This window comes from Acinetobacter sp. ANC 5054 (assembly GCF_002135295.1).
Classification (GTDB): Bacteria; Pseudomonadota; Gammaproteobacteria; order Pseudomonadales; family Moraxellaceae; genus Acinetobacter.
The window spans coordinates 17,026-29,240 of the sequence record NZ_NEGG01000013.1 but is presented as its reverse complement, the minus strand read 5'-3'; the positions used below and the strand labels follow the sequence as shown (position 1 = coordinate 29,240).

The 12,215-nt window shown below is 39.6% G+C and carries 12 protein-coding genes; 9 read left to right on the top strand and 3 right to left on the bottom strand.

The genetic code is table 11. The features are described 5' to 3' along the window. Positions 1 to 95 precede the first annotated feature (95 nt). Positions 96 to 1,484, bottom strand: coding sequence for a DNA repair protein RadA (gene radA, locus B9T33_RS12985; protein ID WP_086179329.1), 1,389 nt, complete (start codon positions 1,482 to 1,484; stop codon positions 96 to 98). Between the two features lie 183 nt (positions 1,485 to 1,667). Between radA and B9T33_RS12980 the strand changes: the two genes are divergently transcribed. Then, positions 1,668 to 2,162 carry a hypothetical protein gene (locus B9T33_RS12980; RefSeq protein ID WP_228145827.1) on the top strand — a complete coding sequence of 165 codons (495 nt, stop codon included), beginning with the start codon at positions 1,668 to 1,670 and terminating at the stop codon, positions 2,160 to 2,162. Between the two features lie 136 nt (positions 2,163 to 2,298). Here the strand turns inward: B9T33_RS12980 and B9T33_RS12975 are convergent, their stop codons facing one another. Then, positions 2,299 to 3,654: an alanine/glycine:cation symporter family protein gene (locus B9T33_RS12975; protein WP_086179328.1), complete on the bottom strand. Its 1,356-nt coding sequence runs from the start codon at positions 3,652 to 3,654 to the stop codon at positions 2,299 to 2,301. Between the two features lie 334 nt (positions 3,655 to 3,988). Between B9T33_RS12975 and B9T33_RS12970 the strand changes: the two genes are divergently transcribed. From B9T33_RS12970 to B9T33_RS12940, 7 genes are all read left to right on the top strand, one after another. Continuing rightward, on the top strand, positions 3,989 to 5,392 hold the full coding sequence (locus B9T33_RS12970; RefSeq protein WP_086179327.1) for an amino acid permease: 1,404 nt from the start codon (positions 3,989 to 3,991) through the stop codon (positions 5,390 to 5,392). A 379-nt stretch (positions 5,393 to 5,771) separates the two neighbouring features. After that, on the top strand, positions 5,772 to 5,981 hold the full coding sequence (gene lptM / locus B9T33_RS12965; protein WP_416202602.1) for an LPS translocon maturation chaperone LptM: 210 nt from the start codon (positions 5,772 to 5,774) through the stop codon (positions 5,979 to 5,981). A 24-nt stretch (positions 5,982 to 6,005) separates the two neighbouring features. Beyond that, a complete protein-coding gene (gene lysA / locus B9T33_RS12960; RefSeq protein WP_086179325.1) occupies positions 6,006 to 7,250 on the top strand; it encodes a diaminopimelate decarboxylase in 1,245 nt (414 codons plus the stop codon). Between the two features lie 13 nt (positions 7,251 to 7,263). Continuing rightward, complete coding sequence (gene dapF, locus B9T33_RS12955; protein ID WP_086179324.1) at positions 7,264 to 8,109, top strand: diaminopimelate epimerase; 846 nt, start codon at positions 7,264 to 7,266, stop codon at positions 8,107 to 8,109. A gap of 75 nt (positions 8,110 to 8,184) precedes the next feature. Beyond that, a complete protein-coding gene (locus B9T33_RS12950; protein WP_086179323.1) occupies positions 8,185 to 9,009 on the top strand; it encodes an enhanced serine sensitivity protein SseB C-terminal domain-containing protein in 825 nt (274 codons plus the stop codon). A gap of 81 nt (positions 9,010 to 9,090) precedes the next feature. Then, positions 9,091 to 10,017: a tyrosine recombinase XerC gene (locus tag B9T33_RS12945; RefSeq protein ID WP_086179322.1), complete on the top strand. Its 927-nt coding sequence runs from the start codon at positions 9,091 to 9,093 to the stop codon at positions 10,015 to 10,017. A 285-nt stretch (positions 10,018 to 10,302) separates the two neighbouring features. Next, entirely contained in the window at positions 10,303 to 10,674 is a 372-nt protein-coding gene (locus B9T33_RS12940; protein ID WP_416202601.1) for a hypothetical protein, read from the top strand. A 56-nt stretch (positions 10,675 to 10,730) separates the two neighbouring features. Here B9T33_RS12940 and B9T33_RS12935 read toward each other — a convergent pair whose 3' ends face one another. Then, entirely contained in the window at positions 10,731 to 11,225 is a 495-nt protein-coding gene (locus B9T33_RS12935; RefSeq protein WP_086179320.1) for an Lrp/AsnC family transcriptional regulator, read from the bottom strand. Between the two features lie 116 nt (positions 11,226 to 11,341). Between B9T33_RS12935 and B9T33_RS12930 the strand changes: the two genes are divergently transcribed. Next, the gene (locus B9T33_RS12930; RefSeq protein WP_086179319.1) at positions 11,342 to 11,947 is read left to right on the top strand and encodes a LysE family translocator; all 606 of its coding nucleotides are present in this window, start codon (positions 11,342 to 11,344) and stop codon (positions 11,945 to 11,947) included. Positions 11,948 to 12,215: the final 268 nt, after the last annotated feature.

Here is a 12,215-nt window from a genome sequence, read left to right as displayed (position 1 = left end):
AAATAGCCATCTAGTTATGCCGCCATTTGTATCGAATTTCAATAGAACATCAGTAAAAAATTGAAAATTCATTCAAAATAAAACATAACTTTAGATTAAGTTTCATCCGTTAGTGTAATTGCTTGACTCAAGGCTTCGTGTAGACGCGCAACCGAAATAATTTGTACACCCGGAATTGGTTTTTGCGGGGCATTGCCACGCGGTAAAATGATGTATTTAAAACCATGTTTAATGGCTTCTTTCAGCCGTTCTTGTCCATTTGGCACTGGACGAATTTCACCAGAAAGTCCAACTTCACCAAAGACAGCTAAATGCTGAGGAAGGGCTTTGCCACGTAAGCTTGAGGCACAGGCGAGCAGTACAGCCAAATCGGAACCTGTTTCAGTAATCTTTAGACCACCCACTACATTGACATAGACATCTTGCCCAGCAGTTTGCACACCACCATGTCGGTGCATTACTGCGAGTAACATATTGAGTCGGTTTTGCTCTAAACCCAGTGCAACACGGCGCGGTTGCCCATGCGCATCATCCACCAATGCTTGAACCTCAACCAACAGTGGTCGAGTTCCTTCACGGCTAATCATCACAATTGAACCGGGAATGGCTTCGTCATAACGACTGAGGAAAATGGCTGATGGATTGGATACCTCACGTAGACCTTTATCGGTCATGCCAAAAACACCCAATTCGTTGACTGCACCAAAACGGTTTTTCACCGCGCGGATCATACGAAAGCGCGAGTCGGATTGACCTTCAAAATACAAGACACAGTCCACCATGTGTTCTAAAACACGTGGACCTGCCAATGAACCTTCTTTGGTCACGTGACCTACGATAAACAGGGCAGTGCCGCTATTTTTGGCAAAACGGGTCAGTAAAGCTGCTGATTCACGAATCTGCGATACACCACCCGGTGCAGACTGTAATGTTTCAGTATAAATGGTTTGAATGGAGTCAATAATGGCAACCGCAGGACGTTCATGGGCAAGCACTTCACAGATACGTTCTACACAGGTTTCAGCCATGACTTTGAGCTGATCCGTTGGTAAATCTAAGCGCTGTGCACGTAAAGCAACTTGCGATAATGACTCCTCTCCCGTGATATAGAGTGCAGCACTTTTATCTGTTGCCATATGTGTTGCAGTTTGCAGCAAAATCGTGGATTTACCGATGCCGGGATCACCGCCGATCAGTACCACAGAACCTGTGACCAAACCGCCACCCAGTACACGGTCAAATTCGCCAATGCCCGTAGCCAAACGAGATTCGGTAGAAACCGAAACTTGATTTAAAGTTGTGACTGCCGCAGCTTGACCTGCATAACCTCCACCCATTTTAGGCTGAGCACGATGGGTAACAGCGGGGGCAATACTCACTTCGAGCAATGAATTCCATTCACCGCATTCGCCACATTGACCTGCCCATTTGGGATGATCGGCCCCACATTGTTCACAGCGATAGATACTTTTTGCTTTAGCCATAATCCATATTGCACATACCGAAATTGAGACACAGCATAGCGGTGTCACTGTCAAAAAACCAAGGCTTCAGATAAAAATAAACCAGATTTAGTCAGTACAATGAATTAAAAATAGAGAACATGCTGCAAAGTGATTTTCAGGTTCTATAATAGTGCTTCAGTTATTTTTTAGATGGAACAAATCATGCCATTACTATTGCAACATATTGATGCGATTGCGCGTGAAAAAAATCGTGATGTGCTGTTTGTACATTTTGAAGAATATAACCATGAACATCCTGAAAAAAATACCGCGCGTAATAAAGTATTAGATTGGTTGGATTTACAAAATATTGAATACACGCCATGTATGGGGCTTGAAGGTGAAGCTGTGCTGAGTAGCTATAGTGGTGACATTTATGTCGATGTGCCATTTGATGCGAAAAATCCAGCTTATAGAACCTTAAGTGAATTGCTTGAAGATGAACAAGGCAATATGAAAATAGACGGTGTGCTGTTTTTCTCATTGGCTTTGGATATTGCATTGGAAATTGAAGCAGAACGTGAAAATGAAGAAGAGATTGAAATTGAATATCTCGACGAAGAAGAGTTTGGCGATCAGTTTGGTGAGGGTTTTATCGAAAATCCAGAAGCTCAAAATGAAGCAGACTTTGAGCCAATGAATGATAAAAAATCTTAAAATGATTTTAGGGTGGTTGCGGTGATTGTCTTGACGACATAACTCAATTATTTATTTTTAGTCTTTAAAAGATGAAAAAAAAAGCCACGATCTACGTGGCTTTTTTTATAGGGTGTGATTGAGTCTTAAAGTTGAATCAATACAACTCACCTGATTTGCGGCGAGCAATAAAGTCTTTGGACTCTTTGGCAATAACACCCGAAAGTAATAACAATGCAATTAAGTTTGGCACTGCCATTAAACCATTAAAGGTATCGGCAAATAGCCAAACTAGATCAAGTGTTGCGACGCAACCCACAAATACTGAAACAATATAAATGAGGCGATAAAGCAAGACAGATTTTTCACCTAATAAATAGGTACAACATTTTTCACCATAATAGCTCCAACCCAAAATGGTCGAATAAGCGAAGAACACGATCCCGAAGGTGACAATCCAACCGCCAAAGCCCGGTAATAATTTGTCAAAAACGCTAATCGTGAGTACTGCTCCAGTTTGGTCGCCAAAACTATTACCTGCCACAATAAAGCCCATGACTAAAACAATACCCGTGATTGAGCAGACAATAATCGTGTCAATAAATGTACCTGTCATGGAGACTAAACCTTGGCGAGCAGGGTGGTCGGTTTTTGCAGCAGCCGCGGCTATCGGCGCTGAACCCATACCTGCTTCGTTTGAGAAGACACCACGTGCAACACCATAACGAATCGCTGCACCAATTGCACCACCCATAGCCGCTTCACCCGTAAATGCATAAGTGAAGATCATTTTTAGTGCAGGAACGACAAGTTCAAGGTTATTTAAAATAATGATCAAGCCACCAACCACATAACCCACGGCCATAATCGGCACGATATATGAAGATGCAGTTGAAATGGATTTAATCCCGCCCAGAATCACTAATGCTGAGAATGCGGTAATCACAATACCTGTCATCCATGTTTCAATTCCAAGACTATTTTCAATAGCGAGAGCAACCGTGTTGGATTGTACTGAACTACCAATTCCGAAGGATGCCAATGTGCCAAATAATGCGAAAATTACAGCGAGCCATTTCCACTTTAAACCGCGCTCGATGTAATACATCGGGCCACCGTTCATTTCACCTTTTTCATTTTTGATACGGTATTTAACTGCGAGTACACCTTCGCCATATTTGGTTGCCATACCGAAGAGTGCGGTCATCCACATCCAGAAAACAGCGCCGGGTCCACCCAGTACACAGGCAGTTGCAACACCTGCAATATTACCTGTACCAATTGTGGCTGAAAGCGCGGTCATGAGGGATGCAAAATGTGAAATGTCGCCGTCATGCGAGTGAGCATGTTCGTGTTTACCAAATACCTGTTTAAAGGCCAGAGGCAACATGCGGAACTGCCAAAATAATAAACGGAAGGTCAGGAAGACACCTGTACCTACAATGAGCACCAACATGTATGGGCCCCAGACCCAGCCACTGAGTGTCTCCATGATTTTGTGTAAATTTTCCATAGTATCTTTCTTCTTATTAGCTCTGAGTGAATGAATGCTTCGTTTCAGTTAAATAAAGCAATGGACATGCCATTGTTTGAAACTTCCATGATTTATTAATGATGTTTTTATCGTTTGAGAAATATTTTTTACATGAAATTTAAGTTTTTACAAGAATAATGTTGTTTTATTGATCATACAAAAATGGTGTATTGGTGTAGTTTTTTATATATAAGAAAAATAAATTAACTTTGTCAATTAATCAGAAAATATAGATAGTAGAAAATATTTTTGTATTTTATTAATTTTTTAAGTTAATTTGTCGCAATCGGATCGCGAAGTTGAATTAAAAAATATGTCTAATGAAATTCATGGATCGCATGCGAATAGCGGCGATTTGAAACGAAGCTTGTCCAACCGACACCTGCAATTGATTGCGATTGGTGGTGCGATTGGTACAGGTTTATTTATGGGGTCAGGAAAGACCATCAGCCTAGCTGGCCCGTCCATTTTGATTATTTACATGATCATTGGTTTTATGGTTTTTCTCGTCATGCGTGCATTGGGCGAGTTGCTATTATCCAATCTTGAATATAAATCATTCATTGATTTTGCAACTGACTTGATTGGTCCTTGGGCTGGTTATTTTGTCGGTTGGACTTATTGGTTGTGCTGGATCACTATAGGTATTGCCGATCTGTCAGCCATCATTTACTACCTTCAATTCTTTAATGGAGGTAACCCGTTCTCGCCAGAAGAAGGGGTGATGATTAGTATCGCCGCCATTGTGTTTATCATGGGCTTGAACCTCGTCACCGTGAAATTATTCGGTGAACTTGAGTTCTGGTTTGCGCTGATTAAGATTATTGCGATTGTGGTGCTGATTGGTGTCGGTCTATGGATGATCTTCACAGGCTTCACCTCATCTACAGGTCAGGTTGCGTCTTTTACCCACCTTTGGTCACATAATGGGATATTCCCAACTGGAGTGACAGGTTTCTTAGCAGGTTTCCAAATTGCCATTTTCGCTTTTGTCGGCGTGGAATTGGTTGGTACAACTGCTGCTGAAACTAAAGATCCAGAGCACAACTTGCCGAAAGCAGTGAACTCAATTCCAATTCGTATCATTATTTTCTACGTGTTGGCTTTGGTTATTGTGATGTCAGTAACGCCTTGGAATACCATTGATCCAAGTATTTCACCATTTGTAAATTTATTTAGCCAAGCTGGTATTGCTGCTGCGGCGATTATTATGAATTTGGTGGTGTTATCGTCAGTAATGTCATCGATGAACAGTGGTGTGTTCTCTACTTCACGTATGTTGTTCGGTTTGTCTCGTGAAGAGCAAGGACCTAAAGCATTTGGTCATTTGAACTCTCGTGCAGTACCTGCAAATGCATTGTATTTCTCAGCAGTGTGTTTACTTTTAGGTGCAGCACTACAGTACTTCGTGCCAAATACGGTTGAAGCCTTTACTTTAGCAACCACACTTTCTACGATTTTATTTATCTGTGTATGGCTCATGATCATTTGGAGCTATATCGTTTACTATAAAACTCGTCCAGAGTTACATGCTAAATCGACCTTTAAATTACCAGGTGGCTTAGTGACATGTTGGATTGTGATCATCTTCTTTATTGGTATGATTTACGTCCTGTCATTAGAAGCTGACACCATGAAAGCACTCATGGTCAGCCCAATTTGGTTTGTTATTTTGTTGATTGGTTATTTTGGTTTTTATAAGAAAAAGCAAAAATAATTCTGCTCAATAAATGGAAAAAAGCTGCTCCCAAATGAGCAGCTTTTTTTTATGCAAATTTAAGGCGCTTTCACTCATTATTTCCCTAGATATTTATAAATGAGTTGCTTCAATTTTTAGAGCATTTCAGTCCTAAACCACATTTTAAAAAAATATTTATAGTGTATGAATTGATAAGGGATGTCAGAAAAATCAATGTGGAACAATCACCAAAATGAAGCAAAATAGCGTCTGCTCAATGTGATGATGACATTTTGTTTAAAATTGATGCAGGGTCGAATTGAGCAGGTGATGAATTTCAGGGCTTTTCTTTAATCCGTGTGTTGATCACGTTATACTCGGAAAAATCTTTTCATTAGGTACGTTTATGTATCGTTTTATGAATTATAAAATCGCTGTGATTTTAAGTGCCGTATTGCTGAGTGCGTGTGGTCAATCTGGTGCATTACATTTGCCTTCAGATGCAAATGCAGATAAACGTGCGAAATATTTGATTTATCCAGATACGCCTGCACAGCAGAAGCAGAAAAAGGAAGCCGACAAGGTTTCAGCTGAAACTGAATCATCAAATTCAAACCCAACACCTTAATGCTTTAATAGAAAGGATACCTTCATGAGTTTCACCCGTATTAATGGGGTATTGCACGCAGAGCGATGTTCACTACAACAGCTTGCGTCGCAATATGGCACACCACTTTATGTTTATTCAAAAGCAACGTTTGAAAAGCATTATTTAGATATGGATCGTGCATTTAGCTTTATCGACCATCAAATTTGTTTTGCGGTAAAGTCAAACTCTAATATTGCGGTGTTAAACGTCTTAGCCAAGCAGGGTGCAGGTTTTGATATTGTGACTGGTGGTGAATTGGCACGTGTGCTGAAAGCTGGCGGTGAAGCATCAAAAATCGTATTTTCTGGTTTAGGTAAAACAGAAGCAGATATCCAAAAAGCATTGGAAGTTGGGATTGCGTGTTTCAATGTAGAGTCATACGCTGAACTCGATCGCATTCAAAAAGTTGCGGCTGCCGTTGGTAAAAAAGCCCCGATTTCATTACGTGTAAATCCAGATGTCGATGCAAAAACACATCCGTACATTTCAACGGGCTTAAAAGAAAATAAATTTGGTATTCCTTCAGATTCAGTCTTTGAAACGTATCAATACGCTGCGTCTTTACCGAATCTTGAGATTGTTGGGATTGATTGCCACATTGGTTCACAGTTGACTGAAACGCAACCTTTTGTTGATGCGCTTGATCGTGTCATTGTGATGATCAATAAACTCAAAGAACTAGGTATTGAGTTAAAGCACATCGATATTGGTGGAGGCTTAGGTGTAACGTATAAAGACGAAGTACCGCCTACAGTTGAAGAATACGCCAATGCATTACGTCCAGCTTTAGAAAAACTAGGACTCAAAGTGTATATGGAACCGGGGCGAAGTATTTCTGCAAATGCAGGTGTGCTTTTAACCAAGGTAGATCTATTAAAACCAACCAATCACCGCAACTTTGCCATTATTGATGCAGCAATGAATGACTTAATTCGTCCTGCGCTTTATGAAGCATGGATGGATATTCAAGAAGTTACACCACGTGCGGATGTTGAGCGCAAAGAGTGGGACGTGGTTGGTGCAATTTGTGAAACGGGCGATTTCTTAGGTAAAGAGCGCCAGCTTGCAATTCAAGAAAATGATGTACTGGCTGTATTGGGTGCTGGTGCTTATGGTTTCGTGATGAGTTCTAACTACAACAGCCGTGGTCGTGCCGCAGAAGTGATGGTAGATGAAGACCAAGCACATTTGATTCGAGAGCGAGAAACGATTGAATCATTGTGGGAACGTGAGCGTTTATTGCCTTAAGGAGTAATTCGAGATGTTATTAGAATTTACCAAAATGCATGGTCTGGGCAATGATTTCATGGTTGTGGATCTCATTAGCCAACGTGCGTATTTAGATACTGTGACCATTCAACGTTTAGCAGACCGTCACTTTGGTATTGGTTTTGATCAATTGTTAATTGTTGAGCCACCAGATTTACCCAATGTTGATTTTAAATACCGTATTTTCAATGCAGATGGTTCTGAGGTTGAGCAATGTGGTAATGGTGTACGTTGTTTTGCACGTTTTGTGCATGAGCGTAAGCTGACGACTAAAACCAAAATCAAAGTGCAGACCAAATCGGGCATAGTTGAACCTGAACTCGGTGCCAATGGTTGGGTTCGTGTCAATATGGGGTATCCACGTTTCTTGCCACATGAAATTCCATTTATTGCGGAAGAACCTGAAAATTTGTACGACATCGCTTTGGCGGATAATGAAGAGCTCACCATTGATGTGGTCAGCATGGGCAATCCACATGCAGTGACGATTGTTCCTGATGTTATTACTGCAGATGTTGCCAAAATTGGTCCGCAAGTGGAATCACATGAGCGATTCCCACAACGTGTCAATGCAGGTTTTATGCAAATTATTGATGAAAAGCATGCGCGCTTACGCGTCTTTGAACGTGGTGTGGGTGAAACCATGGCATGTGGTACAGGTGCTTGTGCTGCAGCGGTTTCAGGTATGCGCCGTGGTTTATTGGCAAATGCGGTTGAAATTGAATTGGCGGGTGGCAAACTGCAAATCGAATGGAAAGAAGGCGATGTGGTGTGGATGACTGGCCCAACTGCAAATGTCTATGAAGGTCGTTTGGATCTAAGCTATTTCCAAGCTTAAAATAAAAGCCCTGATTCATTCAGGGCTTTTTTAGCACATGTATAAAAATAAATTTTAATAAAAAAGGCGAATTCCATGGATAAAATTAAAGAAGAAATTTTGGAAAGTTTTTTTGTGAAAGCGGTACATGAACCTGCTTATCGTCCTGAATTTTTAGAACAATTAATGTCTGCCAATGTGTATTGTGTCGGATCTTCTGCTGAGGTGAATGCACAAGATGGTATCAGTACGCATCTGTTAGAAAGTGGTGCATCCGTACAATTAAAAAGTTGGGAGGATGAGACTTATGATTGCGTCATTCCATTTTTTACTTCTTTGGAAAAAATGCGTTTAGCGATGGATCAAGAAGAACCTTTTATATGTCTGCCCACGAAAGCCTTGTTCGAGATGACATTGGGAGCACGCTTGGTGCTTAACCCACAATCACCAGACGCCACTAAAGACTTCATCCCAGATGAAATTCAATATTTACTACAAGGTAAGTTTTCTGCACCCGTAGAAAATTATGAAGTTGAAGAGGATACACAGGTACTAATCGGGCAACCTAATGAATATCCTCAATTTATGATAGACCAATTGATCATTTTATTTGGCAGTCAGCCGAGCGTAAAAGCTGCTTATTTGGCGCAAATATTTAATCAAGCACGAGATACCCAGCCGACCTTGTTAATTGGTCTGGATTTAGAGGAAGGATTATCTGAAAAGTTCATTCAGGAATTGCACAGTAAAATTGGTCGTGTGACTTATGATAGCTTGCCAGAGAAACAAGCCATCGACCTAATTCATTTGCAGCACGATTCAAGTGAAGGGGTTGTAGATTATCTCGTCAATGAAACCAAGGCCTTTTATTTAAGAAATAATGGAAAGAAAAAAGGGCTTTTTGCTAGACTGTTCTCATAAACTGTATGCATAAATTATAGCTTCAGTTTTGATTAAATTCTTTAGTAAAGGCGGGATTGGTATTTGGGTTTAGGAGTAGAGATGACCATCGATAATCGTCAGTTACTAATAATGTGGCTCAAAGAACGTGAAATTCAAAACCAATCACAACATACCTTGCAGGCATATGAACGTGACTTAAATGACTTTTTTCAATTTTGTGTAGACCGAAATATTCAATTATATGATGTGGAAAAAACCGATCTGCGTGAGTTTATAGCTTATAAAGTTGAACAATTTCAGTTAAGTCCGAGTAGTTTACAGCGTATGCTTTCCTCGATTCGCCAATTTATGAAATGGGCTGAACAGGGAAATTATCTTGAGTTTAATCCTGCGGATGATTTTCAACTTAAGCGACAGTCTAGACCTTTACCGGGCTTGGTTAATATTGAAACCATCAAACAAATTATGGAACAGCCTGACCCTAAATCAGAGATACAACGGCAATTGTGGATTCGCGATAAAGCGATTTTGGAGCTGTTGTATTCAAGTGGACTACGTTTGGCTGAAGTCCAAAGTATGAGCATTCGCGATATCGATTTTAATCGGCAACTTTTGCGGATTACAGGTAAAGGGAATAAAACTCGGATTGTCCCTTTTGGTTCAAAGGCCAAAGATGCATTGATGCATTGGTTGCAACTTTATCCAGCATGGCATGGTGATTTTGTCCCTGAAGCACAAGTGTTCATTACACAAAAGGGAAATCCTTTGGGGGTACGACAAATTGAAAATCGAGTGAAATTTCAAGCACAGCGTGCAGGAGTGAATGTCGATTTGCATCCGCATTTACTGCGTCATTGTTTTGCCAGTCATATGTTGTCAAACAGTGGTGACTTGCGGGCAGTACAGGAAATGTTAGGACATACTAATTTAACGACTACACAAATTTATACGCATGTTGATTTTGATCGTTTGGCGCAAGTGTATGATCAAGCACACCCACGTGCACAACATAAAGAGCAGTCATAAAGTTAAATTATTTAAATTCGCATTCAATTTGGCATTGGTTTTGCTAGTCTATAAATAAGCATTGGAAGAGGTACAGTAGCTCAAGTATTGAGCTTCATGAAAATTAAATAAGCTTGTGAAAATATATTGGTAAATTTGACAAGCGTTTTGAACTATTGTCGCATTATAAAAAATCGATTTTTCGGGTATAAAAATCGTCCATAACTAAATAACAGTAAAGTTTATGTATTTGATTCAACTTTTACTGTGCACGCTGTACTGTTTTAAAAATATATAGGCCACACCATGATTTCAGATATTCAAGAAAAATATGACCAATTAACCACTCAGCAAAAAGAAATTTTTGCAGGATATGGTTTACGCCAAATCAAACACTTTATTGAAATTAATTTGCCTGAAATAGAAGCGCTTCTACCAAAAGGTGCACAGGTTCAAGGAATTAATGCGGATGGTAAAGGTCAGGCATATAATGCTGAAACAGGCGAGTACTACATTTGGATTTCTGATAAGCAGTGGCAGTTGAGCAACAAAGCGACGCCAACAGTAGACAGTAAAGAAGATGCTTTAACGATTTGGCGTATTTTTGATTTACAAAAGTATGAACTTATTGATCTTAGTCATGTACATCGTGATTTTTTAGAAAGCCAAACAGTCTAAGATTGTTGAAAATGAACCCAAAGGCACCAAAGAGGTGCCTTTATATTTTTTCAGTTTTACAAGTCTTCCAAAGGCAATTGGAAACTTTGTTTAATAATTTGACTCGGTAAATCGGTTTTAACACTGGTAATACCATTTTTTTTGGTGAGATGCGTCGACTGGAATTTTCGATAGCTTTCTAAGTCTGGTACCACCACTTTGAGCATGGCATCACATTCACCTAAAATAATATAGCACTCCATGACCTGTGGAAGCTCTTTCATCGCCTCAATAAAGGTATCAATAGTTTCTGCATCTTGCCCAACCAACCAAATTCGTGAAAACAAAATGAGCTGAAATCCAATTTTTTGTGGGTCAACAACCGTGGTGTAATTTTGAATTACGCCTGCATCTTCTAAAATTTTGACTCGGCGCAAACAAGACGAAGGGGATAAGCCAATTTCACGTGCAAGATCATTATTTTGCATTCGACCATTATTTTGCAGTTCACGAATGATACTTTTATCTATTCGATCAAGCTTTACTGAAATAGACTTAGAAGATAGCTTCATAAATTCGCATTTAATTCGAAATATAATGTCTATTATAGAATATTTGAAATCCTATTTTATACATTTTCAAACATACTAATTTTACTTTTCCAAGACATAGAAAGGGAAAATTGAAAATGTCTGTATTTGCATTGTTTGCCTTAACGGTAATCCCCCTTATTTTCACACCAGGACCAGATATGCTTTTTATCCTGTCACAAGTGATGGGTAAGGATGCAAAAGCGGGCATGATGGCAACTGTAGGCGTGTGTTCAGGTTATTTAGTCCATTCAATTTTAGTTGCGCTCGGTATTGCCGCGATTATTGTGTCTTTCCCTATTTTATTTGAAACCATTCGTTGGTTAGGTATCGCTTATTTATTGTATTTATCCGCGCATTTATTGCGTTCTGTCTTTAGCAAAAACACATTGCGGATTGAGGAGAAGTCAGCGAGTAACCCAGTAAAAAAAGGTTTTTTCACGGCATTGTTGAACCCTAAAGGTATGCTGATCTATTTTGCGATCCTGCCGCAGTTTATCGATAAATCAGCTAATACCGTAAGCCAAGGTTTAATCCTGTCATTTATATTTATCGGCTTAATCTTTGTGGTGTATTGTAGCTTGAGTCTGATTTTTGCTCGAATTACCCAAAAAACAGAGATTGATGAACGTAAACAAAAGTGGATTGATGGTACATCAGGCGGCTTATTGGCATTAGCAGCAAGTTGGCTTATTGCAAATTAATAGCCTGTATTAAACGTTTAAACCTCCGTTATGCGGAGGTTTTTTTATGAATTTTCTTTGAATAAAGAATCATTGCTAAAGATTGAAAGCCAATAAATTGTAATTTTTGGCTCAGTAAGCAGGTTTTTTGCAAAAATAAATCGAGCTTCTATCCTAAATGACAAGTTCTGATATGTTGCCGAATGTGTAGTCAAAATGCTCTATTTCAAAAAGATTGATCGAAAATAGATATTAAATCAGATCTTTTGATGAGCTAAATCAAGTAAAA